Origin of the sequence: Micromonospora sp. L5 (assembly GCF_000177655.2) — a bacterium.
Classification (GTDB): domain Bacteria; phylum Actinomycetota; class Actinomycetes; order Mycobacteriales; family Micromonosporaceae; genus Micromonospora; species Micromonospora aurantiaca.
This window is the reverse complement of sequence record NC_014815.1, coordinates 65,571-87,780: the sequence shown is the minus strand read 5'-3', so window position 1 is coordinate 87,780 and position 22,210 is coordinate 65,571. Positions and strand designations below refer to the sequence as shown.

22 protein-coding genes and 1 tRNA gene are annotated in these 22,210 nt (G+C 72.2%); 9 read left to right on the top strand and 14 right to left on the bottom strand.

The window, feature by feature from the left end; translation table 11 throughout:
• Positions 1-4 precede the first annotated feature (4 nt).
• The gene (locus tag ML5_RS00435; protein ID WP_013473363.1) at positions 5-655 is read left to right on the top strand and encodes an aminodeoxychorismate/anthranilate synthase component II; all 651 of its coding nucleotides are present in this window, start codon (positions 5-7) and stop codon (positions 653-655) included.
• A gap of 174 nt (positions 656-829) precedes the next feature.
• On the opposite strand, the gene pknB is transcribed toward ML5_RS00435, so the two are convergent.
• From pknB to ML5_RS00400, 7 genes are read right to left on the bottom strand one after another with little or no spacing between them, the layout of a single operon-like run.
• Positions 830-2,662, bottom strand: a complete 1,833-nt coding sequence (pknB, locus tag ML5_RS00430; protein WP_013473362.1) for a Stk1 family PASTA domain-containing Ser/Thr kinase — start codon at positions 2,660-2,662, stop codon at positions 830-832.
• The gene (locus ML5_RS00425) at positions 2,659-4,044 is read right to left on the bottom strand and encodes a serine/threonine-protein kinase (RefSeq protein ID WP_013473361.1); all 1,386 of its coding nucleotides are present in this window, start codon (positions 4,042-4,044) and stop codon (positions 2,659-2,661) included. The genes pknB and ML5_RS00425 overlap by 4 nt, the downstream gene beginning before the upstream one ends.
• Position 4,045: 1 nt before the next feature.
• Entirely contained in the window at positions 4,046-5,554 is a 1,509-nt protein-coding gene (locus tag ML5_RS00420) for a penicillin-binding protein 2 (RefSeq protein WP_013283308.1), read from the bottom strand.
• A complete protein-coding gene (locus ML5_RS00415; protein WP_013283307.1) occupies positions 5,551-7,041 on the bottom strand; it encodes an FtsW/RodA/SpoVE family cell cycle protein in 1,491 nt (496 codons plus the stop codon). The genes ML5_RS00420 and ML5_RS00415 overlap by 4 nt, the downstream gene beginning before the upstream one ends.
• Positions 7,042-7,069: 28 nt before the next feature.
• Positions 7,070-8,506: a protein phosphatase 2C domain-containing protein gene (locus ML5_RS00410; protein ID WP_013283306.1), complete on the bottom strand. Its 1,437-nt coding sequence runs from the start codon at positions 8,504-8,506 to the stop codon at positions 7,070-7,072.
• Complete coding sequence (locus ML5_RS00405) at positions 8,503-8,988, bottom strand: FHA domain-containing protein (RefSeq protein WP_013283305.1); 486 nt, start codon at positions 8,986-8,988, stop codon at positions 8,503-8,505. The genes ML5_RS00410 and ML5_RS00405 overlap by 4 nt, the downstream gene beginning before the upstream one ends.
• Positions 8,989-8,994: 6 nt before the next feature.
• Positions 8,995-9,783 carry a DUF3662 and FHA domain-containing protein gene (locus ML5_RS00400; RefSeq protein ID WP_026267912.1) on the bottom strand — a complete coding sequence of 263 codons (789 nt, stop codon included), beginning with the start codon at positions 9,781-9,783 and terminating at the stop codon, positions 8,995-8,997.
• Between the two features lie 209 nt (positions 9,784-9,992).
• Between ML5_RS00400 and ML5_RS00395 the strand changes: the two genes are divergently transcribed.
• The 4 genes from ML5_RS00395 (at position 9,993) to ML5_RS00380 (ending at position 12,751) form a co-directional block, all read left to right on the top strand.
• Positions 9,993-10,078, top strand: a tRNA-Leu gene (locus ML5_RS00395).
• Positions 10,079-10,149: 71 nt separating this feature from the next.
• Complete coding sequence (locus ML5_RS00390; RefSeq protein ID WP_030269640.1) at positions 10,150-11,259, top strand: NAD-dependent epimerase/dehydratase family protein; 1,110 nt, start codon at positions 10,150-10,152, stop codon at positions 11,257-11,259.
• Positions 11,256-12,062, top strand: a complete 807-nt coding sequence (locus tag ML5_RS00385) for a WecB/TagA/CpsF family glycosyltransferase (RefSeq protein ID WP_013473360.1) — start codon at positions 11,256-11,258, stop codon at positions 12,060-12,062. The genes ML5_RS00390 and ML5_RS00385 overlap by 4 nt, the downstream gene beginning before the upstream one ends.
• 86 nt (positions 12,063-12,148) lie before the next feature.
• Positions 12,149-12,751, top strand: a complete 603-nt coding sequence (locus ML5_RS00380) for a hypothetical protein (protein WP_013473359.1) — start codon at positions 12,149-12,151, stop codon at positions 12,749-12,751.
• Here the strand turns inward: ML5_RS00380 and ML5_RS00375 are convergent.
• From ML5_RS00375 to ML5_RS00365, 3 genes are all read right to left on the bottom strand, one after another.
• Positions 12,719-13,117, bottom strand: coding sequence for a hypothetical protein (locus ML5_RS00375; protein ID WP_013283300.1), 399 nt, complete (start codon positions 13,115-13,117; stop codon positions 12,719-12,721). The genes ML5_RS00380 and ML5_RS00375 overlap by 33 nt on opposite strands.
• A gap of 149 nt (positions 13,118-13,266) precedes the next feature.
• Positions 13,267-13,488 (bottom strand): DUF397 domain-containing protein, encoded by a 222-nt coding sequence (locus ML5_RS00370; RefSeq protein ID WP_013283299.1) that lies wholly within the window; start codon positions 13,486-13,488, stop codon positions 13,267-13,269.
• Positions 13,458-14,339, bottom strand: a complete 882-nt coding sequence (locus tag ML5_RS00365; RefSeq protein ID WP_013283298.1) for a helix-turn-helix transcriptional regulator — start codon at positions 14,337-14,339, stop codon at positions 13,458-13,460. Before ML5_RS00365 ends, ML5_RS00370 begins: the two co-directional genes overlap by 31 nt.
• A gap of 626 nt (positions 14,340-14,965) precedes the next feature.
• Between ML5_RS00365 and ML5_RS00360 the strand changes: the two genes are divergently transcribed.
• Together ML5_RS00360 and ML5_RS00355 are read left to right on the top strand one after the other, a co-directional pair.
• Positions 14,966-15,253: a hypothetical protein gene (locus ML5_RS00360; RefSeq protein WP_013283297.1), complete on the top strand. Its 288-nt coding sequence runs from the start codon at positions 14,966-14,968 to the stop codon at positions 15,251-15,253.
• Between the two features lie 98 nt (positions 15,254-15,351).
• Positions 15,352-15,831, top strand: a complete 480-nt coding sequence (locus ML5_RS00355; RefSeq protein WP_141722645.1) for a hypothetical protein — start codon at positions 15,352-15,354, stop codon at positions 15,829-15,831.
• Positions 15,832-15,834: 3 nt separating this feature from the next.
• Here the strand turns inward: ML5_RS00355 and ML5_RS00350 are convergent, their stop codons facing one another.
• Positions 15,835-16,734, bottom strand: coding sequence for a PASTA domain-containing protein (locus tag ML5_RS00350; protein WP_013473356.1), 900 nt, complete (start codon positions 16,732-16,734; stop codon positions 15,835-15,837).
• A gap of 97 nt (positions 16,735-16,831) precedes the next feature.
• Positions 16,832-17,503, bottom strand: coding sequence for a PASTA domain-containing protein (locus ML5_RS00345; RefSeq protein WP_236619341.1), 672 nt, complete (start codon positions 17,501-17,503; stop codon positions 16,832-16,834).
• Positions 17,504-17,606: 103 nt separating this feature from the next.
• Between ML5_RS00345 and ML5_RS00340 the strand changes: the two genes are divergently transcribed.
• Complete coding sequence (locus ML5_RS00340; RefSeq protein WP_013473354.1) at positions 17,607-18,995, top strand: hypothetical protein; 1,389 nt, start codon at positions 17,607-17,609, stop codon at positions 18,993-18,995.
• A 204-nt stretch (positions 18,996-19,199) separates the two neighbouring features.
• Here ML5_RS00340 and ML5_RS00335 read toward each other — a convergent pair whose 3' ends face one another.
• Both ML5_RS00335 and ML5_RS00330 read right to left on the bottom strand, forming a co-directional pair.
• Positions 19,200-20,678 carry a hypothetical protein gene (locus tag ML5_RS00335; protein WP_013283292.1) on the bottom strand — a complete coding sequence of 493 codons (1,479 nt, stop codon included), beginning with the start codon at positions 20,676-20,678 and terminating at the stop codon, positions 19,200-19,202.
• A 253-nt stretch (positions 20,679-20,931) separates the two neighbouring features.
• Positions 20,932-21,513 carry a YceI family protein gene (locus ML5_RS00330; protein ID WP_013473353.1) on the bottom strand — a complete coding sequence of 194 codons (582 nt, stop codon included), beginning with the start codon at positions 21,511-21,513 and terminating at the stop codon, positions 20,932-20,934.
• A gap of 101 nt (positions 21,514-21,614) precedes the next feature.
• Here ML5_RS00330 and ML5_RS00325 point away from each other — a divergent pair, with 101 nt between their 5' ends.
• Entirely contained in the window at positions 21,615-22,106 is a 492-nt protein-coding gene (locus ML5_RS00325) for a MarR family winged helix-turn-helix transcriptional regulator (protein WP_013283290.1), read from the top strand.
• Positions 22,107-22,210: the final 104 nt, after the last annotated feature.

The window sequence follows — 22,210 nt, the reverse complement described above, 5'->3', positions numbered from 1 at the left end:
AGCGATGCGCGTACTGGTGATCGACAACTACGACTCGTTCGTCTTCAACCTCGTGCAGTACCTCGGCCAGCTCGGCGCCGACTGCGAGGTGCGGCGCAACGACGAGATCGACGTCGCCGAGGTGGGCCGCGCCGGCGCCGCCGGTGTCCTGCTGTCACCCGGGCCGGGCAGCCCGGACCGGGCCGGCATCTGCCTGGACGTGATCCGCGAATACGCGGGCAAGCTCCCGATCTTCGGCGTCTGCCTCGGTCACCAGGCGATCGGCGAGGCGTTCGGCGCGACTGTGGCCCGCGCGCCGGAACTGCTGCACGGCAAGACCTCGGAGGTACGCCACGACGGCGTGGGCGTGCTCGCCGGTCTGCCCGACCCGTTCACCGCCACCCGCTACCACTCGCTCGCCGTACTGCCCGAGACGCTCCCCGACGAGCTGGAGGTCACCGGCCGTACCGCCTCCGGCGTGGTGATGGCGATGCGGCACCGCACGCTGCCGATCGAGGGCGTGCAGTTCCACCCCGAGTCGGTGCTGACCGAGGGCGGTCACCTGATGCTGGCGAACTGGCTCGCCGCCTGCGGCTTCCCCGCGGCGCTGGAGCGCGCCCCGGAACTGGCCGCCGAGGTCGACGCCCGCCGTCAGGCCGCCTTCTCCCCAGCCTGACGCCCCCGCCCGCTTCCCACCCGGCGCGGTCCCGCCCGCCCTTTCTCGGTCGATCATGAAGTTGGCGGGGATAAATCGGACGCCTTGCGCCGCCAACTTCATGATCGTCGCGAGAATGGGCGCGGCGGCGGCCCCGGGGGTCGGGGACGCCGCCGCGTCGTGCTCAGGTCTTGCTCAGCGGTCGGTACGCGTCGGGGCCACCGGCGGGAACGGGAAGCCACTGCCGCCGCCGTTGCCGCCGCCGTTGCCCGGCGTGCTCGGGGACGTGCTGGGCGAGCCGCTCGGCGTCGGGCTGGTCGGCTCCTCCTCGCGCGGCACGTCGACCCGGATGGTCACCCGCTCGCCCTTGGCCAGGCTGGTCCCCGCGCGGGGTGACTGGCTGCTGACCTTGCCCGCCTCGGCCGGGTCGACCTCGTCGCCCTCCTGGACCCGGACCTCGTAGCCGGCCTCCTTGAGCCGCTGCGTCGCCTGGTCCTCGGTGTAGCCGCGGACGTTCGGCACCTCGCTCACGTTGCCCCGGGAGACCTTGAGCGTCACCTTGCTGCCCTCGGCGACCGGGCTGCCCTCATTGGGGGAAACGTCGACGACCTGGTCCTTCGGCGCGCTGTTGTTCACTTCCTCCACGACGGGAACGAGCTTCTGCTCGCGCAGACGCGTCTGCGCGGCATCCTTGGTGCTGCCCTTCAGGCCAGTGGGGATGGTGACCTGGCCCGGGCCGGTGCAGACGTTGACGGTGACCTCGGTGTCCTTCTCCACCCGCTGGCCGAACGACGGGCTCTGGTCGACCACCGAGCCCTTCTCGCACGTGGTGTTCTGCACCGGGTCACCTGCGGTGAAACGCAGCCCGGCCTGGTTGAGCGCCGCCTGCGCCTCGGCCTGCGAACGGCCCACCAACTGCGGCACCGACACCTTCTCGTTGCCGGCCTGGTTGAGCCAGAGCGCCGTGCCGAGCGCGATCACCGCGAGCACGCCGAGGGTGGCGAACGCGGCGATGACCCAGGACGAGCTCTTGCGCTTGCCCGGGTCGCCGACCCGCGCCGCCGGCTGCTGGCGGGTCTGCGGGCCCATCATCTGGGTCTGCTGCGCCTGGTGGTAGCCGCCCGCGGCGGCGCCCATCGGCATGGTCTCCTCGGCCGGCATCACCGGGGTGGCGAGCACCGGCCGGCCGGCGGCGGCGCGGAGCAGGTCCGCCCGCATCTCGCCGGCGCTCTGGTAGCGGTTGAGCGGGTTCTTCGACAGCGCCTTGAGCACGATGGCGTCGACAGCGGGGTTGACGTCCGGGTTGATCGTGCTCGGCGTCGGCGGCTGCTCCCGCACGTGCTGGTACGCGACGCTGACCGGGCTGTCCCCGACGAACGGCGGGTGGCCGCAGAGCAGCTCGAACAGCACGCAGCCGGCCGCGTAGACGTCGGAGCGGGCGTCGACCGCCTCGCCGCGCGCCTGCTCGGGGGAGAGGTATTGTGCGGTGCCGATGACCGCGCTGGTCTGCGTCATCGTGGTGGCGCCGCTGGCGAGCGCCCGGGCGATGCCGAAGTCCATCACCTTGACCTGGCCGGTCTGGGTGAGCATCACGTTTCCGGGCTTGATGTCCCGGTGGATGATCCCGTGCCGGTGGCTGAACTCCAGCGCGGCGCACATGTCGGCGCAGATCTCCAGCGCCCGGCGCGGCTGGAGCCGCCCCTCGACGCCGAGGACCTCCTTGAGGGTCCGGCCGTTGACGAACTCCATCACGATGAACGGCAGGGTCTCGCCCGTGGGGGCGGTCTCCTCACCGGTGTCGTAGACGGCGACGATGGCCGGGTGGTTGAGCGAGGCGGCGTTCTGCGCCTCACGGCGGAACCGCATCTGGAACGTGGCATCCCGGGCCAGATCGGCACGGAGCATCTTGATCGCGACATCCCGCCCGAGCCGGAGGTCACGGCCGCGGTGCACCTCGGCCATGCCGCCGTAGCCCAGCAGCTCGCCGACCTGGTACCTGCCACCGAGCAGGCGGGCCTGCGCTGTCATCGCGTCTCTCGTCCTTCGCTCGTCGTCGTACCGCCGCCGGCCGGCAGGAGGCGTACCTCACGACGGTACGACGTGCGGACCGGATAGTCGCCTCCGTACGGCTGCACCGCGCCGGAGGTCACGCTCACACTCGCCGAAGCGGATGCGGTAGCACCGTATTTCCGGTACAGGAACGAAATCACGCCCGAGCAGAGAATGACCAGTACGGCCACCACGATCGCCGTCGTCCACAGCCCGGACCGGGAGCGCCGGGGCGGAGCGGCGGCGGGCGGTCGCGCGTACCCCAGGGGGTTGTGCTGGGGCACGGGGCGTGGCTGCGGGACGGGGGCCGCGCCGCGCGGCGCCACCGGCGGACGGGGCTGCGGGGCGGGGTGCGCGATCACGGCCGGGCGCGGCGCGGCGACCGGCGGGCGGGCCGGTGACACGGGCGGCCGGGGCTGCGGGCGCGGGGCGGCGGACGGCGGCTGCGGACGCGGAGCGGCGGTGGGCACCTGCGCCCGCGCGACGGGCGCGGCAGGCGAGGCGGGTACGCCGGAGATCGGGTGCCCGGAGCGAGCCGCCTGGGAGAGTGCGAGCTTGGCCTGCCGGGCGATGCTCGCCAGCGCGGCGGCGCTCGGCCAGCGCGCGGCCGGATCCTTCGCCATGGCCCGCTCGACGATCGCCCGGACCTGGGGCGGGATGTCGGCCGGAAGCGCCCGCGGAGTGTCCCGTACGTGCTTCATGGCGATCTCGAGGGGGTTGTCCCCCTCGAACGGGCGGCGGCCGGCCAGGCACTGGTACGCGACCACGCCCAGCGCGTAGACGTCCGAGGCGGGGGTGGCGACAGCGCCGGTGGCCTGCTCCGGCGAGATGTACGAGGCGGTGCCGAGCACCGAGCCGGCGGCGGTGAGCTGGCCGACCAGGTCCGAGCGGGCGATGCCGAAGTCGGTGAGCACGAGCGTGCCGTTCGGCCGAACCAGCAGGTTGCCGGGCTTCACGTCGCGGTGCACGATGCCCTTCTCGTGCGCCGCGTGCAACGCGTCGGCGGCCTGCGCCAGCAGTGCCATCGTGCGGGCCGGGGTCAGCCGGCCGACGCGGCTGAGCGTGGCGGAGAGCGCGTCGCCCTCGACGTACTCCATCACCAGGAAGGCGATGTGCTGGTCGCTGCCGAAGTCGTAGACGTCGACCACGCCGGGGTGGTTGATGGTGGCCATGGTCCGGGCCTCGCCGCGGAACCGCTCGGCGAAGCCCGGTTCGTCCAGCAGCGCCGGGAGCAGGCTCTTCACCGCGACGGTACGGCCCAGCACCTGGTCGGTGCCGCGCCACACGTCGCCCATGCCACCGCTGGCGATCCGCTCGTCGAGGCGGTAGCGGTTGCCGAGCTTCACTCCCGGACCGAGCACGTCAGCGCCTCCCGGAGTCGGCGATCGCCGCCGCCATGATCCGGCCGGCGATGCGGGCCGCCTCGGCGCTGCCGCCGCTGCCCGCCTGCTCCAGCTCGACGCAGACCGCGGAGAGCGGCGTGCCGTCCTTGTCCAGGGCGAAGCCGATGAACCAGCCGTGGTCCGGGGTGTTCGGGCCGGACTGGGCAGTACCGGTCTTGCCGCCGACCAGGAAGCCGTCGATGGCGGCCCGGCGGCCGGTGCCCTCCTTCACCACGTTCTGCATCATGTCGCGCAGGTCGGCGGCGACCTGGCCGCTGATCGGGCGGCGCAGCTCGCGCGGCTGGGCGGCGTCGTAGACGGTGGTGCGGTCCGGCCCGAGCAGCTGCTTGACCAGGTACGGACGCATCTGCTTGCCGTCCTTGTTGGCCACCGCGGCGGCGATCATCGCGCCCTGCAACGGGGTCATCCGCACGTTGTTCTGGCCGATCGACGACTGCGCCAGAGCGGCCTGGTCGGTGCTGCCGTCCGGGTTCTGCATGTCGCCGGTGCGGCTGGCCGCCACCGGAAGGCCGCCCTCACCGAGCTGGCCGACGGTGAGGTCCTCCTGCTCGAAGCCGAACTGCTTGGCCTTCTCCTTGACCTTGTCCGAGCCGAGGCGTACGCCGAGCTGGGCGAAGCCGGTGTTGCAGGACTCGGTCACCGCCTCGCGCAGCGTCACCTGCGACTCGGGGCAGATCGACGGCGCGGCGTTGCGGATCGGCTGGCCGGCGCCGGGCGCGGTGTAGCTGGAACCGGCCGGGATGCGGGTCTGCTGCCCGACGCCGTTCTCCAGCGCCGCCGCCGCCATGATGATCTTGAAGGTGGAGCCCGGCGGCAGCGTCTCGGACAGCGCCCGGTTCGCCAGCGGCCGGTCCTTGTCCTTCTCCAGCGTGTTGTACGCCCGGTCCGCCTCGGTGCTGTTGTGACTCGCCAGCGGGTTCGGGTCGAAGCTCGGCATGGACACCAGCGCCTGCACCGCGCCGGTACGCGGGTCGATCGCGATGGCCGCGCCCTTGGTCGCGCCGACCTGGTTGTCGTTGAGCTGCTTGTACGCCGTCTCCTGGGCCCGCTTGGAGAGCGTCAGCAGCACGTTCCCGCCACCGGTCTCGTCACCGGTGAACATGTCCTTGATTCGGCTGGCGATGAGCGCGTCGCTGGTGCCGGCGAGGAAGTCGTTCTCCACCCGCTCGATGCCGCTCGCGCTGCCGTTGACCGGCTTCCAGCCGAGCACGTGCGCGTACATCGCCCCGCCCGGGTAGGTGCGCTGGTACTTCAGCTCACCACCGGTCTCCTTGCTGACCGCGTACGCGGTGCCGCCCACCTCGATGTTCCCGCGCTTGCGGTCGTACTCGGCGACCTGGACCCGGCCGTTGTAGTCGCTGTTGCGGTACTCGTCGGCCTTGTAGGCCTGGATCCAGTTCAGGTTCGCGAACAGGAGCCCGAACAGGACCATCACGACCACGCCGACGCGGCGCAGAGGGGCATTCACGGCCGGATCACCTCCGTCGGGGCGCCGTGCAACTGCTCGGGCGGGCCGCCTGCCGGCCGGGCGGCCGGGCCACCGCCGCCGGTCACCGGGCGGCGTGCGCCGTCCGAGACCCGCAGCAGCAGGGCGATCAGCAGCCAGTTCGCCATCAGCGAGGAGCCACCGGCGGACAGGAACGGGGTGGTCTGACCGGTCAGCGGGATGAGCTTGCTGATGCCGCCGACGATGACGAAGACCTGGAGGCCCAGCGTGAACGCCAGACCACCGGCGAGCAGCTTGCCGAACGAGTCCCGTACCGCCAGCGCGGCACGCAGGCCACGCTCGACGATCAGCAGGTAGATCACCAGCAGCGCGGAGAGACCGAACAGGCCGATCTCCTCACCGATGCCGGCGAAGATGAAGTCGGTCTGCACCTCGGGCAGCAGCGCCGGCTGGCCGCCGCCCGGCCCGGCCCCGAACAGGCCGCCGGTGCCGAGCGTGAGCAGACCCTGCACCAGCTGGTAGCCCCTGTCGTACGGCTCGGCGAACGGGTCCAGCCAGATCTGCGCCCGGTCGTAGAAGTTCGCGAACGGGCCGCCCACGGTGCTGCCCAGCACGTACGCCAGGTAGGCGCCGCCGAAGAACAGGATCAGGCCGATGAGCAGCCAGCTGACCCGCTCGGTGGCGATGTAGAGCGTCACCACGAACATGCCGAAGTAGAGCAGCGAGGTGCCGAGGTCCTTCTCGAAGATCAGGACCAGGAGGCTGACCAGCCAGACCACGAGCACCGGGCCGAGATCTCGCCCGCGCGGGAAGTCGATGCCCAGCACCCGCCGGCTGGCGAGCGAGAGCACCTCGCGCTTGCGCACCAGGTAGTAGGCGAAGAACGTGAGCAGGGCCAGCTTGGCGAACTCACCCGGCTGGATGGAGAACCCGCCGAACTTGATCCACAGCTTCGCGCCGTTGATCTCGGAGAACCGGCTGGGCAACACCGCCGGGATCATCACCAGCACGATGCCGGCCAGGCCCAGCGTGTACGCGTACCGGGACAGCGAACGGTGGTCACGCAGGATCGCCAGCAGAGCGGCGGCGAGCACCACCGCGGCGAGCGTCCAGGCGAGCTGCCGGCCGCCGGTGCCGGCGAAGACGGCTAGGTCCTCCCGCTCGGCGGGCGTGGCCTTGGCCAGGTCGTAGCGGCGCAGGAAGCCGACCCCGATGCCGTTGAGCAGTGCCACCGCCGGCAGCAGCGCCGGATCGGCGTACGGCGCCAGCCAGCGGATCACCAGGTGCAGACCGAGGAAGACCAGCCCCAGCGCGGCGGCCGGAATCCAGAAGTCGGGCGTGATCGTGTCCAGCGCCTTCGCCTCGATCATCGCCGCGTACGCCGCGACGAGCACCATGGCGAGCAGGAGCAGGGACAGCTCGGCGTTGCGCCGGGACCGGGCCAGGCGTACGCCGGACTCCTCGCCCGTCGAAGCGGGCGAGGCGGCCGGTACGGCGGCTGCGGTCACGGATACGTCCTCGGGATCGAGCCGGCACTCACTCCGGCGACCGGCAACCCGCCGGGTCGGCCGGCGGAACGGTGTCGGAGGGTACGGCGTCGGGCGTGATGGTCGTCAGCGGCGTCGACGCGCCGGGGCTCGGTGAGCCGGCCGGCGGAACGGACGGTGCGGGACTGCCGCTGACCTGCGGGTTCAGCCCGCCCGCTGCCGGGCTCGGACTGGTCGCACCGGGCGACGGGTCGGGCGGGCAGAGCGGCTTGAGGTTCGGGTTCGCCGGATCCTCACTCGTCAGCTCCGCCAGCCGGCGCTCCGCGTCCGGCTCGTTGCGGGCCTGGATGCCCTGCTTCACCCGCTCCTGGGCGGCGAGGGTGAGGTCGTCGAGCCGGGCCTCGCTGCGCTCGTGCACGTTCGACAGGTCCAGTCCGGCGACCTGGCCGGGCACCCCGCGGAAGACCGCGAGCTGGCCGTCGTCGGTGGCGCCGACGTAGAACTGCCGCTGGGTGTACGTCCACCCGCCGAACGCGCCACCGCCGACGATCACCGCGAGCGCCAGCACCATGGCGACGGTGCGCAGCGGCCGGCGGCGACGCCGTTCCGGCTCGTCGTCGCGGTTGTCCGCCGGCTCCTCCGGCGCGGGTGGCCGGGGGGCGGACAGCGCCGAGGCGCGGGCCGCCGGGGTGGAGTCGTCGGCCGAGGTCGCCATGCCCCGGTCGCGGGCGGCGGCGCCGCCGACGATCGGGGACGCCTCGACGATGTCCTGGTCGGTGGCGTCGGCGATGATCACCGTGATGTTGTCCGGGCCGCCGCCGCGCAGCGCGAGCTGCACCAGGCGTTCCACGCACCGCTGCGGGTCGGGGTACTCCCGCATGGTGTCCGCGATGGTCTCCGCGCTGACCACGCCGGAGAGCCCGTCGGAGCAGATCAGGTAGCGGTCGCCGGGCAGCACCTGGCGGACGCTGTACTCCGGGTCGATGTCGCGGCCGTCGAGCGCCCGGGTGAGCAGCGAGCGCTGGGGGTGACTGCTCGCCTCCTCCGCGCTGATCCGGCCCTCGTCGACGAGCATCTGGACGTACGTGTCGTCCTTGGTGATCTGCGCGAACTCGCCGTTGCGCAGGAGATAGGCCCGGGAGTCACCGATGTGGACCATGCCGAGCTTGCTGCCGGAGAAGAGGGTCGCGGTGAGCGTCGTGCCCATCCCCTCCAGCTGCGGGTTGGCGTCCACGGTGTCGCGGAGCTGCTGGTTGGCGGTGCCCACGGCGGAGCGGAGCGCGTCGACCAGGGCGTCACCGGGGACGTCCTCGTCGAGGGGCGCCATGGCACCGATGACGATGTTGCTGGCGACGTCACCGGCGGCCATGCCGCCCATGCCGTCGGCCACGGCGAGCAGCCGCGGTCCGGCGTAGACGGAATCTTGATTACCGTCTCGGATCAGACCGCGGTCGCTGTGGGCCGCGTAGCGCAGGGTCAGAGTCATGGCCGTAATTCGAGGGAAGTGCGGCCGATCCGGATCGGCACGCCGAGGGGGACGGGGGTTGGTCCGGTGACCTTAGCGCGATCGAGATAGGTGCCGTTAGTCGATCCGAGGTCCTCGACGTACCACTGCCCGTCGCGGGGCACCAGCCGGGCGTGTCGCGCCGAGGCGTAGTCGTCGGTGATCACCAGGGTCGAGTCCTCCGCGCGGCCGATGGTGATCTGGGCCTCCCCGAGCGTGATCCGGGTGCCGGCGAGCTGACCGGCGGTGACCACCAGCTGGTGGGCGGCCCGGCCGCGCTTGGCCTTCGCCGGCTTCCCCGGCTGCCCGGTCGACGCGCCGATCCCCCGCGGCGCGGCCACGAGCCGGCCCGACCGGGCACCGGCGAAGAGGTCCCGGCGGATCACGCCGACCACCGTGAACACGAAGATCCACAGCAGGATCAGGAACCCGAACCGGGCGACGGTGATGACGAGTTCCGGCAACGCGGATCAGCCGTCCACGCGGAAGGTCAGCGTCGTGGTGCCGAGCTGGATCATGTCGCCGGGGTTGAGGGCGACCGCCGAGACCCGCTGGCCGTTGACCATCGTGCCGTTGGTGGAGCCCAGGTCGGTCAGCACCACCTGGCCGCCGTCGAAGTCCAGCCGGGCGTGGCGCCGGGAGATGCCGACGTCGGGCAGGCGCAGGTTGGCTTGGTCGCCGCGGCCGATCACGGTCGAGCCCATCTGGAGGGGGTAGGTGCGGCCGTCGCCGGAGACCAGGCGGACGTTGCGGCCGCCGCCGTGACCGGGCGGAGGGCCGTAGCCGCCACCCTGGTCGTACGCCGGGTACGCCGGGCCGGCGTCGTAGCCGCCGGGCGCGGAGACCGGGGCGACGTCCCCGCCGGTGTAGACCTCGGCGGTGACCCGGAACATGCCGGTGTCCAGGCCCTCACCGCGTTCGACCTCGACGATCACGTCGCCGTAGACCGTCCACGCCTGCTCGCCGATGAACTCCGCCTGCGACTGGGCCAGCTCCTGGGCCAGCGCGGCAGCGTACGGCGCCAGCCGACTGTGGTCGTAGGGCGAGAGATCGATCACGTAGCGGTTGGGCACAAGGGTGCGCCCACCGGCCAGGATCGCCTTGTGCGCCTCGGCCTCCCGCTGCATGGCGTTGAGGATCTCCACGGGGTGGACCACCCCTTTGAAGACCTTGGCGAAGGCCCCCTCGACCAGGCCTTCCAGACGCTTCTCGAAGCGTTGCAGCACGCTCACCGGCTCCTCCTCGGGTCCCGAGGCAATGATGGTATCCGGACACCGCCTCCGCAGCTCACACGCCGCTCGGCCGGCTGCCGTCGGCCCGTTCGTGACCAGGCCCGCGAGCGTGCTAGAGTTTCGCCCGCCACGAGCGGTGATCGTTCGTGGCGTGACCAGTGGACAGCGTAATATGTCCCGGCACCCGCCGCAGATGGCGGGCGCGGGATGCGATATGGTGTTCCAGGTCGTGCCACGGGGATGTGGCGGAATGGCAGACGCGCACGGTTCAGGTCCGTGTGTCCGAAAGGACGTGGGGGTTCAACTCCCCCCATCCCCACCAGGACAAGGGCTCCGCACACAGCGGGGCCCTTGCTTCGTATCGGGGCGTTCCGGACGTCACGCTATGCTCCGATGGTTTCCCTGCCTCCCATGGACCAGGAGTGGCGTGTGACTGTCGCGTTGGTGACCGGTTCCGGCGGTCTGATCGGCTCCGAGGCGGCCCGGCACTTCGCCGGACTCGGTCTCGACGTGGTCGGCATCGACAACGACATGCGGCGGTACTTCTTCGGCGAGGACGGCTCGACCGCCTGGAGCCTCGACCGGCTCGCCGCCGACCTCGGCTCCGCGTACACCCACCACGCCGTCGACATCCGCGACCGCGACGGGCTGGAGCAGGTCTTCAAGCGGTACGGCAAGGACATCGCCGTGGTGATCCACAGCGCCGCCCAGCCGAGCCACGACTGGGCCGCCAAGGAGCCGTTCACCGACTTCGACGTGAACGCCGGCGGCACGCTCAACGTGCTGGAGAACACCCGGCGGCACGCCGTCGACGCGCCGTTCATCCACTGCTCCACCAACAAGGTGTACGGCGACCGGCCGAACTCGCTCCCGCTGATCGAGCTGGAGACCCGGTACGAGCTGCCCGAGGACCACCGCTGGTACGACGGCATCACCGAGGACATGTCGATCGACGAGTCGCTGCACTCGATCTTCGGCGCTTCGAAGGTCGCCTCCGACGTGATGGTCCAGGAGTACGGCCGCTACTTCGACATGAGGACCGCCTGCTTCCGGGGCGGCACGCTGACCGGCCCGGCGCACTCCGCCGCCGAGCTGCACGGCTTCCTGGCGTACCTGATGCGCTGCGTGATGGAGGGCCGGACGTACAACCTCTTCGGCTACAAGGGGAAGATGGTCCGGGACGCCATCCACTCGCACGACGTCCTCACCGCGTTCGAGGCGTTCTTCCGCGAGCCGCGCTCGGCCCAGGTCTACAACCTCGGCGGCGGCCGGCACTCCAACACCTCGCACATCGAGGCGTTCCGGGTCGCCCAGGAGATCACCGGCCGCGAGGCCCGGATCAACTACGTCGAGCAGGCCCGCACCGGCGACCACCAGTGGTACGTCAGCAGCATGGCCCGCTTCGAGGAGCACTACCCGTCCTGGAAGATCACGTACGACGTGCCGATGATCCTCCGCGAGATCTACGAGGCGAACGCCGACAAGTGGGTGCCGAAGGCATGACCGCCGGGACCAAGCGCAACGTGCTCGGCGTCGGGGTCGACGCCACCGACTACGCCCGGGCCACCGAGGCCGTGGTGGCGGCCGCGCACGAGCGCCGCCCGCTGGCGCTCACCGCGCTGGCGGTGCACGGCGTGATGACCGGCGTGCTCGACCCGGCGCACAACGCCCGGCTCAACTCGTTCGACGTGGTCACCCCGGACGGGCAGCCGGTGCGCTGGGCGCTCAACCTGCTGCACGGCGCCGGGCTCACCGACCGCGTCTACGGCCCGGAGCTGACCCTGCGGGTGCTCGCCCGGTTCGCCGAGGAAGGGCTGCCCGTCTACCTCTACGGCTCCACCGAGGAGACGCTGTCCCGGCTGGTCCCGGCGCTGGAGCGCAAGTTTCCCGCGCTGAAGGTCGCCGGGGTCGAGCCGTCCAAGTTCCGCGCCGTCGCGCCGGGCGAGGACGCCGAGATCGCCGACCGGATCCGGGCCAGCGGCGCCCGCCTCGTCCTGGTCGGGCTGGGCTGTCCGCGCCAGGAGGTCTTCGCGTACGCGATGCGCCCGCTGCTGGACATGCCGCTGATGGCAGTCGGCGCGGCCTTCGACTACCACGCCGGCCTGCTGCGCAACCCGCCACCGTGGATGCAGCGCGCCGGGCTGGAGTGGTTCTGGCGGCTCGGCCTGGAGCCCAAGCGCCTGTGGCGCAGGTACGTCATCCTCAACCCGGCCTACCTGGCCCGGCTCGCGGCCCAGAAGACCGGCCTGTGGAAGGCCACCCCGCCGGCGCCGGCCACCGGGCGACCGGCCACGTTCGACGTCTGAGCCGTACCCCTACGGGCACGGGTACGGGACGAACCGGGGTGCCGTCCCGGATTCGGCGGACGTCGAAACGGGCAAGGCTAGGGGCCATGGATGACCGTCTCGCCCTGCTGCTTCCCGTCGCCGCCGTCTGGCTCGCCGCCGGACTGGTCGCGGAGGGCCTGCCCGGGCTGGACCGCGCCCGCGCGCTGCGTCGGCGTACCGGATGGTTGTCCGTCCTGGTGCTGACCGGCCTCGCGCTCACCGCGGCGGTCCTCGCCGCGGGCCTGCAGAGCGCCGGTGACACCACTGTGGACCGGGCCGCCGCCGCGCTCGGCGTCGCCGCGGTGCCGGCGGCCGTCGTGGCGGTCTGCACGGTACGGCGGGTCCGGCGGCTGCGGTCCGGCGCGGGCGCGTTCGCGGCGGCGCCGGAGACGCCCGCCCCGCACGGGCTGCGCGCGGCGGCAGCGCACCCGCTGATCGCGCTGCCGCTCCAGGCGACGGCGATCGCGGTGCTGGTGGCGGTGCTGCCGGCGATCGGCGTCGACCTGTTCACCGCGCCGGGCGTCGCCGGACCGGTGATCACCGTCGGGGTGCTCGGCGTGTGCGCGATCGGAGTACGCCACGCGCTCCGGCACAACCGGCTCGCCGAGCGGGCGATGCCGGCCGCCGAGGCGGTGTCAGCGCGACCGGCTCGCGCCCTGCACGTATAGCAGTTCCAGGATCGCCCGGGTCGCCTCGAACCAGCGGTCCAGCCAGCCGGGCGGGGGCACACTGCCCTTCGGGGGCAGCTCCATCAGCAGGCCGCGCAGCAGCGGGTGGTCCACCAGGGACTCCTGCTGCTCGACCGGCCAGCCGCTCGGCGGGAAGGACGGCTCGGTCAGCGGGTTGGGGTCCAGCGACGGCAGGGACAGCGGCGCCGTGGCCTGCTCGGGGACGCCACTCTCGCGGGCGTCCTCGCCGTCACCGGAGACCACCTCGGTGAGGACGGTGTCCCGGCGGGCACCCCGGTACTTGCCACCGAACCGCTCGGGCTTGCCCGGGCCGCTGGTGAGGTTCTCTGAACCGATCGTCGTCATCCGTCTCGCCTGCCTTGTTCGGTTGCCGATCCGTGCGGTTCAACGAGGCGGATCGGAACTGGCGACGGGTGCCCGCCGCCGCACGGGCACGCGGACGCGAATGGTCCCGCCCGGCGGCGCTGCCGGGCGGGACCACATCTCGGTGCCGGTCAGCTCCGGCCGAACACGCCGTTCCGGGCGCGGGCGACGAAGGCGTGCCAGTCGCCCGGTGCGAAGACCAGAGCCGGGCCGGTCTTGTCCTTCGAGTCCCGCACCCCGACCGCCCCGGTCACGTACGCGACCTCGACGCAGTTGTCGCAGTTCGGCCCGCTCTTCGAGCTCTTGAACCACGTCGCCTGCGTCAGGTCCACGGGGAACTCCTTGGTCGCCATTTCCACAGTGGCTCCTCTGCCAGTTTCGCGATGTGTGCGATGGACTCCTCCGGGCGCATGGCCGCTGCTCGAATGTGATCGAAGATGAAGCTGTACTTCTGCAGTTCGTCACTCTTCTCCAGGAAGAGCCCACCCGTGGCGTTCTCCGCGTACACGACATCGGGATCACTCGGCTCGGGGAAGCTGAGGATCGTGAAGGTCCCGTCCATGCCGGCGTGCGCTCCCACCTCGAAGGGCAGGACCTGCACTGTCACGTTCGGCAGTTCGGCCACCTCCACCAACCGCTTGAGCTGGCCACGCATCACCACGTCGCCGCCAACCGGCCGGCTCAGCACCGCCTCATCGAGCACCACCCACAGATCGACCGGATCGTCCTGCGTCAACAACGACTGACGGCCCAGACGGACACGCACCCGTTGGTCGACCTGTTCGTCGGTGAAGTCCGGCCGGGCCGCCCGGATCATCGCACCGGCGTACTCCTCGGTCTCCAGCAGACCCGGCACCACCTGCTGCTCGTACGCGCGGATGGAGCTGGCCGCCGCCTCCAGGCCGACGTACGCGCCGACGAGCACCGTGCTGTACGGATGCCACCAGCCCTTCTGCCGAGCCTCCCGGGCGATCTGCACCAGCTCGTCGCTCTCCGCGCCGACCACCCCGTAGATGCGGAGCATGTCGCGTACGTCGCGCGGGGTCGCCGTGGTGTGGCCGGTCTCGATCCGGGAGATCTTGGAGGCCGAGCACTCCAGCTGCTCGGCGACGACTTCGATGGTGATGCCCGCCGCCTCCCGCTGCCGGCGGAGTTCCGCCCCCAGCCGGCGCCGCCGGATGGTCGGGCTGCGCCGTTCGCTCACGGAGTCACCTCGGTGCCGTCCATCGGCTTGCGGGACCACGCTTCACAGTCACCCGGCTACCTCCGGTCGGTCGCGCCCCGGTTCGGCTCCCACCGCGGGCGCGACCGGCGGGCGGCGGGTGTGCGTTCGCGGCAGGGGTGGTGCCGGTCGTCGACCGGCCGCGACGGGCGAAACCGGCGTCCAGTGTGCCGCTCCGATACCTGACGCTTCAAGTTTCGCCGTTTGCGTGTCCGACTCACCTATCAGCAAAACTCCACGTGCAACTTGCATGTCGCACGTCCCTGATGCAGTCTGTCCGTATGGCACGGGTTACTCACCGTCTTCGCTTGATCTCCGGGCGTGGTGGCACCACGGTCCGTGGGACGGCCGGAGGGGAGCCGTCCCGCGCCCTGCGACCTGCCCCGGAATGAAGACCCCGTCGCTGTACGCCAGCTTGGCTGCGGCGACGGGAGCGGTAACCGGGAGCAGCCGGGTGATGGTCGGGTGGCGGTCCGCCACCGCGGGTACGGCCCGACCAGCACCGACCCACCGACCGCCGGTCCACGAGGCAGACCCCCCGTCACCGGACCGCACCTGCCCCCCGTTCAGCCTCGCCGGTCCCGCCGGCCGACTTCCCAGGAGCCCATGTGCTTCCCCGCTCCGGTGACGTACTGCACGTGACTCGCGCGGCGAGTGTCCAGTTCCTCCGACCGATCATGTTCCGGGTGATCCGGGTGCTCGACTGGCCGACCTACGACGGTTGGCTCTGGCTCGACGGCTACGAGTTGAACGCGGCGGGGGACGCGGTCAACCGGAGGTCGATCTTCGTACTCCAGGAGGGGTTGCGGCAGCTCCAAGCCGCGCCGGCTCCGCGTCAGCACACCGTGCGGACGGCTCGCCGCCCGGCGGTCCGGACCCCGGTCCGGGTCGGCTGACCTCACGATTCCCGGTCGGGAGGGCGTGCCGTCGCCATAGAATCGGTACGCCCACCCCGGCACGTTCCACCCCGCGCGCCATGGACCCTGAACCTGGGATGGTCATGGTCAACTTGCCCGCCGCGCGGCGGCACCACCGGTCCCGTATCGGCTATGCCCTCGGGCTCTTCCTCTTCCTCGTCACCGCGACCGCGCTCGCGCTCGCGGTACGTCATCCCGCCTTCTCCGCCACCCAGCAGCTCGCCGAGCCCGTACCGGCCCCGGAGATCACCGTTGCGGGTGAGAACGGCCGGACGGAGTCCGACACGGCCGACTCCGATGCCGCCGAGTCCGATGCCGCCGAGTCCGATGCCCACTCCGACGGGTCGGACGACGAGGACGGCTGGGCCGCCGCCGACCCGGCGGAGGACGAGGACGAACCGGCCGCGGGTGCCGGTGGCGGCGAGGGCGCGCTCGCCGAGCGGCCGACCGGCGCCACCGACGACCTCAGCCGGTCGCTGTTCTACTCCGGGCTGCTCGGACTCGCCATCTCGCTGGCCGGGCTGGGCCTGGTCGGCACCCGCAGACGCCAGTGGTGATCGTCAGGGCGTCGTGGTCGTCGCCGGGGCGGAGCCCGGAGTGCTCGGCCCGCTCGTCGGCGGCGCGGGTACGGCCACCACGATCGTGACCCGGTCGTCCTCGCCCACCGGGTAACCGGCCTCGGGATCGGTGGAGATCACCGTGCCGGCCGGGCGGTCCGACGCCCGCCGTTGCACCCGGTAGTCCAGGTCCAGCCGGTCGAGCGCCGCCCGGGCAGCCGCCTCCGGCAGCCCCACCAGCGGCGGCATCGGCACCTCCAGCGGGGCGGTCGTGGCCGGCGTACTCGGCGGTGAACTGCTCGGCGCGGCACTGGTCGGTGCGGCGGTCGTCGGGGCGGCGCTCGTCTGTGCCGAGACGCTCGGCACCGGCGGGCCCGGATCGGAGTTCCGGTCGGCGGCACGCAGCGCCAGCCACACCCCCGCCCCGATCAACCCCAGCAGGAGCAGCGCCAGGATGCCGAGCAGGATCGGCATCCACCAGCGGCGCCCGGCCTGCTCGTCGCCGTACCACTCGCTGCCGGGCTCGGGATAGCCCGCCGGACGTGGTGGCGGCACCCCGGCCCGGCCGGACCAGGCGCCCACCGGTTCCTGCGGGGTGGTCGCGTCGAGGGGACGGCGCGACCCGCCCTGTCCTGCCGGTCCGCCGGGCAACGGCCGGGTGGCGTCGCCCGCGTTCCGCGGCATGGCGCGGGTCGCCTCCACGTCCTCCTCGGCGGCGTTCCTCGGCATCGCACGGGTGGCGTCGGCGTCGTGCCCGGCCGCGTCGCGCGGCATCGCGCCGGTCGCGTCGGCGTCGTGCCCGGACGCGTCGCGCGGCATCGCGCGGGTCGCGTCGGCATCCGGGGGCAGCGCGCGGGTCGCGTCCGCGTCACCGGCGGGTGGTTCCTGACGGTCGTCGCTCATGGCACGTCCTTTCCCCACCGGGACGGGGCGCACGGCCCTCGATCGTCCACCGTAGCGGTCCCCGGCGACACCGGCTGGGATCAGCGCGCCGCGCTCGTCACGGAGTCGGCGGCGGGGAGACCGTCGGCGGCGTGGACGCCTTGTCGCCGCAGGTGAGCGTCACCTGGTCGTTCCATCGGGCGGTACCGCCGGCCACCGGCTCCTGTGCCGTGACCGGGCCCTGGCGCCCGGTGGCGTACCGGGGATAGAGCCCCGCCTCCACCAGGTCGTCGGCCGCGTCGGAGCAGGACAGCGTGCCCACGTCGGGCACGGTGACGGCCGGCGCCGGCCCGGAGACCCACACGGTGACGGTGGTGCCGCGCTTCACCGGGGTGCCGGGAGCCGGTGAGGTGCGCTCCACGGTGCGTCCGGTGCCCGTACCGAAGACCAGTCGCCAGCCGAGGCGGCGCTCGCGCAGGTCCCGGCGGGCCTGCTCGAAGTCGGCGCCCACCACCTCGGGCACGGTGAGCCCGGCCGGGGCGCTGGTGCGCGTACCGGATGGTTGGGCAGCGGTGGCCGGCGGCGCCGTGGTCGCGGAGGCCGATGTGGACGCGGCGGCGGGCGGTGCGGAGTCGCCGGGCGCGGCCGAGCGCTCCGGCTCACCGGCAAGGATCCACCCGACGCTGGCGCCGATCACGGCCAGCAGGGCCACTGCCACACCACCGCCGAGGAGCAGCCTGCCTCGCCCCGGTCCGCTGCCGTCGCCGGCCGGTTGCCGCTCGTCCGTCATGCTCCCCGCCCCGATCATCGACAACCGTATCCGTTGCTCACTGACGGTCACGGCCCGTCGTTACGACTCGCCGCGCCGACCACGGGACGTTACGCTCCCCGGCATGGTCAGACGGGGCTGGGGAGGATCGACAGCCGCCGCGCTCGGCGTCGCCGCCGGCGCGGGTGCCGCGCAGCTCGGTTTCGGGTACGGGCTGGGCATCATCAACTGGGTGCCGGACGGCGCGGTACGGGCCGAGGCGGCCTGGGTGGCGAGCCTCGCCTGGGCGACCTGGATCGCGGCGACATCGGTCATCGTCGGTGCGGTCTGCGCCCAGCGCCTGCGTGGTGGCGACGACGAGTCGCCGGGCACGCTGCCCCGGCTCGGCCTGGCGCTCGCCGCGGGTGTCGGCGCGATCGTCACCGTCCTGCTGGTGGCGGTACCCGCGCGGGCGGCCCGAGTGCCGGACGTCTCCTCGCCGCAGGCGGTCGCCGCCGCGTACGCGGGCGCGGGGCTGGTTCTCGGCGTGCTGCTCGCCGTCTGGGCGCTGCACACCCGCGCCGCCGCCACCAACCTGATCGCCACCACCGGCTGGCTCTGGCTGCTCGCCGTGGTGTCGGTGGTCGACGGGGTGATCGCCGGCCGTGGCCTGACCACCGCCCAGCTCGGCATCTGGCAGATCAGCGCGGACCGTGGCGCGTTCTGGATCCGCGACTACTTCTACTGGCCCGGTGCGCTGCTGTCGGTGCTCTCCGCCCTGGTGATCGGCCTGGTGGCGGCCCGCCGAGCCGCCCGCGCACCGGAGATCCGGGTCGGCGCGGCGGCCTCCGGGGCGGCCGGACCGCTGCTCGTCGCGCTGGCGTACCTGCTTGCCGTGCCGCGCCTGGCCGGGATCGCGGCGGAACAGTTGTCGGCCCACCTGATCGCCCCGTACGCGGTGATCGCCGGCGTCGGCGGCTCGATGGTGATGGCCGCGCTGGCTCAGCGCGCCGAGCGCCGGAGCGCCGAGCGGGTGACAGTTCCCCACCAGCGCACCGGCGAGCCGGCCCCCGTCGACGGGGAGCCCGCGATCGGCGAGGACACGGCCGAGCCGGATGGAGGATCGACGTCGGGACGGTCCGCGTCGGATCTCTCCGGGCGGACGACTCTGCCGGACACGGAGCCGAACGCGTCGGCCGGTTCGCTCCGGGATGCGGCAGTGGACGACGGGCCGGGCGTGACGTCCGGCCGGACGGAGACGGATCGGGGACGTGCCACCCGGTCCACCACCGGCCGTCGAGGTCGGGCCGTGCCACCGCAGCGGCAACCCGAGTCACCCACGCAGGCCGGCTCGCACGACAAGGGTTCAACCGCCGACGAGCCGAACCCGCGAAGCACGACGGCCTCGCCGCAGGACGACTCCTCGTCCCCGACCGCCTCGCCGGGCCAGACCGGTTCGTCAGGCCAGACCGGTTCGTCAGGCCAGGCCGATCCGCCGCCGCCCACCGACACCACCCGCCGCCGGGGTCGCTGAGCCCCACCCGCCCAGCACGCGCGTCACCTCGGCCGCTGAGCCACCGCCCACTCGCGTCGATCTTGGAGTTGTGGCACCTCACAAAACTCCCATTCGGAAGATTCGAGGCGCCATAACTCCAAGATCGACGAGGCGCGGGCCAGCGCCCGCGCGTTCGCGGCCTGCCGGGCCGCAGGCGAGCCAGGGCGAGGGCGGCAGCGGGAGTCAGTCGACGGGCCAGGTGTGGACGGGTTCGTTGCCGCGCTGGAGCTCGGCGTACCGCTGGACCATGTGGTGCAGCGCGGCCTCCCGGTCCAGGCCCCGGCTCCGCTCCGCCGCCCACACCGTCTCGGTCTGCCAGACCGCACCGTTGCGGCCGGTACGGCAGCGGCCCTCGATCACGCCGAGCAGGCGGTCCCGCTCGGCCGGGGCGACGCCGAACCGGTCCAGCCCCTGCGCGGCCACCGGCAGCAGCGTGTCGAGTACGAGCGTGGTGACCGGCACGTCCCCGAGCCGGGGCCAGTGCAGGACCGCCTCGATGCCGCGCCGGGCGGCGGCGTGGAAGTTCTCCTCCGCCGAGCTGAACGTCAACTGGCTCCAGATCGGACGGTCCGACTCGGCGAGGCCGCGGGCCAGCCCGAAGTAGAACGCCGCGTTGGCGAGCATGTCCACCACTGTCGGGCCGGCGGGCAGCACCCGGTTCTCCACCCGCAGGTGCGGGCGGTCGTTCATGATGTCGTAGACCGGCCGGTTCCAGCGGTAGACGGTGCCGTTGTGCAGCCGCAGCTCACCGAGCGTGGGCACGCCACCGGCGTGCAGCACCTCGACCGGGTCCTCCTCCTCGCAGATGGGCAGCAGCGGCGGGAAGTAGCGGACGTTCTCCTCGAACAGGTCGAAGATCGAGGTGATCCAGCGTTCGCCGAACCACACCCGGGGCCGTACCCCCTGGGCCTTCAGCTCGTCCGGGCGGGTGTCGGTGGCCTGCTGGAACAGCGCGATCCGGGTCTCCGCCCAGAGCTGCCGGCCGTAGAGGAACGGCGAGTTGGCACCGACGGCGACCTGCACGCCCGCGATGGCCTGGGAGGCGTTCCAGTAGTCGGCGAAGCTGTCCGGCGCGACCTGGAGGTGGAACTGGAGGCTGGTGCAGGCGGCCTCCGGCGCGATCGAGTCGGTGTGCGTACGCAGCCGCTCGACGCCGTTGATGTCCAGCTCGATGTCCTCGCCGCGGGCGCCGACGATCTGGTCGTTGAGGACGCGGTACCGCTCGTTGGTGGAGAGGTTGTCGGCGACCAGGTGGCGTTCGGTGAGCGTGGGCAGGATGCCGACCATCATGATCGTCGCGTCGGACTTGGCGGCCCGCTCGTCGGCGCGGCTGAGACTGCTGCGCAGGTCCTGCTCGTAGTCGGCGAAGCCGCTGCCCTCGATCAGCCGGGGCGAGGCGTTCAGTTCGAGGTTGAACTGCCCCAGCTCGGTCTGGAACAGCGGGTCGGCGATGTCGGCGAGGATCTGGTCGTTGCGCATGGCCGGTTCGGCGGCCGCGTCGATCAGGTTCAGCTCGATCTCCAGCCCGGTCATCGGGCGGTCGGCGTCGAAGCCGAAGTCGTCGAGCATCAGCGCGAACACGTCCAGGCACCGTCGGACCTTCTGCCGGTAGCGGACCCGATCCTCGCGGGAGAAGGCGCCCTGCTCGACGTCTCTGCCCATGTGTCCTCCCGGCGCCGGTGCGACGGAACCGTACCGTTCCGCAACGCATTGTGAACCATTCACGTGGTGGGCGTAAGTGCGCCCGCCCCGCCACCCGGCTGGACGGGCGACAGGTCTGCACCTGTACCCCGTCACCGCCGTCACCAGCGCGTCAGTGCGGAGAACTTCACGTGACGATTCGCACCGCCGGGGCGTACGCGAGAAGGGCCCGCACCGTCGGGGACGGTGCGGGCCCTGCGGGCCTGTGCCGGGCTCAGCCCTGGCGGATGGCCTCACCCTCGATCTCGATCTTGACCTTGCGGCCGACCAGGACGCCACCGGTCTCCAGCGCCACGTTCCAGGTCAGACCGAAGTCCTCCCGGTCGATCTCGGTGGAGGCGGAGAATCCGAAGATGTCCTGCCCGAACGGGCTGCGGCCGACGCCCTCGAACTCCACCTCGAGCTCGACCTGGCGGGTCACGCCCTTGATGGTCAGCTCGCCGACGAGCACGAACTCGTTGCCCTCGCGGGACTTCACCTCGGTGCTGCGGAACTCCAGCGTCGAGAACTGCTCCGCGTCGAGGAACTCCGGGCTGCGCAGGTGCGCGTCGCGGTCCGCCTGGGCGGTGTTGATGCTGGCCGCCTGGATGCTGGCGGTGACCGAGGACTGCATCGGGTCGTCGGTGACGGTGATGGTGGCGGTGGCGTCCGCGAACTCACCGCGTACCTTGCTGACCATCATGTGCCGCGCGACGAAGCCGACACGCTTGTGCGCGGCGTCCAGCACGTAGGTGCCGGGGGTGGGGATGGTGAGACCCTCCCAGTCGCGGGTAGTCGCCTCGGTGCTGCTGGTCATGATGCTCTCCTCCGGAGAAGAATGTTTAGGAGCCCAACGACTGACTGAGCAACTATAGTTGAGACAATATTCCCCGTGTCAAGTGTTGCTAGGATGGTGGCGTGGACCAGAACGTGTTCGACGACCCCCGGATCACCGCCGTCGGCCTGCTCGTCGAGGCGCACGCCGGGCTCGCCGCCCGGTTCGCCGCCCAGTTCGAGGAGCACGGCCTCTCCCCGGTCGAGTTCGAGGTGCTGACCCGGCTCGCCCGCTCACCCAACAACCAGCTGCGGATGACCGACCTGGCCGCGCAGACCTCGCTCTCCACCAGCGGCGTGACCCGCGTGGTCGACCGGATGGAGCGGGACGGGCTGATCTGCCGGCGTGCCTGCCCGTCCGATCGGCGCAGTTCCTTCGCGGTGGTGACCACCGCCGGGCTCAGCCGGCTGGACGACGTCCTTCCCGGCCATCTGCGGATCATCGAGCAGTGGTTCACCAGCCAGCTCGACCCGGCGCAGCTCGACGGGCTGCTGGACGGGCTGCGCCGGGTACGCGACGCGGTCCATCCGGGCGCCACCGCCGGCAGCACCGAGCCGGTCGAGGACGCCGCCTGACGGTCCGCGACCTGCCGGGCACTACCTGCCAGTCACCGGCAGAATGACCGGCAGAACCGCCCGAACGGCCGGACAAAGCGGTCCACATATTCGCGAATCGGTCG

What these genes read in the sequence shown, in the direction of transcription:
- ML5_RS00435 (WP_013473363.1), top strand. Translation starts at nt 5, where the DNA reads ATGCGCGTACTGGTGATCGACAACTACGACTCGTTCGTCTTCAACCTC.
- pknB (WP_013473362.1), bottom strand. Translation starts at nt 2,662, where the DNA reads ATGACAGCGCAGGCCCGCCTGCTCGGTGGCAGGTACCAGGTCGGCGAG.
- ML5_RS00410 (WP_013283306.1), bottom strand. Translation starts at nt 8,506, where the DNA reads ATGACTCTGACCCTGCGCTACGCGGCCCACAGCGACCGCGGTCTGATC.
- ML5_RS00390 (WP_030269640.1), top strand. Translation starts at nt 10,150, where the DNA reads ATGGTTTCCCTGCCTCCCATGGACCAGGAGTGGCGTGTGACTGTCGCG.
- ML5_RS00385 (WP_013473360.1), top strand. Translation starts at nt 11,256, where the DNA reads ATGACCGCCGGGACCAAGCGCAACGTGCTCGGCGTCGGGGTCGACGCC.
- ML5_RS00380 (WP_013473359.1), top strand. Translation starts at nt 12,149, where the DNA reads ATGGATGACCGTCTCGCCCTGCTGCTTCCCGTCGCCGCCGTCTGGCTC.
- ML5_RS00375 (WP_013283300.1), bottom strand. Translation starts at nt 13,117, where the DNA reads ATGACGACGATCGGTTCAGAGAACCTCACCAGCGGCCCGGGCAAGCCC.
- ML5_RS00370 (WP_013283299.1), bottom strand. Translation starts at nt 13,488, where the DNA reads ATGGCGACCAAGGAGTTCCCCGTGGACCTGACGCAGGCGACGTGGTTC.
- ML5_RS00355 (WP_141722645.1), top strand. Translation starts at nt 15,352, where the DNA reads ATGGTCATGGTCAACTTGCCCGCCGCGCGGCGGCACCACCGGTCCCGT.
- ML5_RS00350 (WP_013473356.1), bottom strand. Translation starts at nt 16,734, where the DNA reads ATGAGCGACGACCGTCAGGAACCACCCGCCGGTGACGCGGACGCGACC.
- ML5_RS00345 (WP_236619341.1), bottom strand. Translation starts at nt 17,503, where the DNA reads ATGACGGACGAGCGGCAACCGGCCGGCGACGGCAGCGGACCGGGGCGA.
- ML5_RS00340 (WP_013473354.1), top strand. Translation starts at nt 17,607, where the DNA reads ATGGTCAGACGGGGCTGGGGAGGATCGACAGCCGCCGCGCTCGGCGTC.
- ML5_RS00335 (WP_013283292.1), bottom strand. Translation starts at nt 20,678, where the DNA reads ATGGGCAGAGACGTCGAGCAGGGCGCCTTCTCCCGCGAGGATCGGGTC.
- ML5_RS00330 (WP_013473353.1), bottom strand. Translation starts at nt 21,513, where the DNA reads ATGACCAGCAGCACCGAGGCGACTACCCGCGACTGGGAGGGTCTCACC.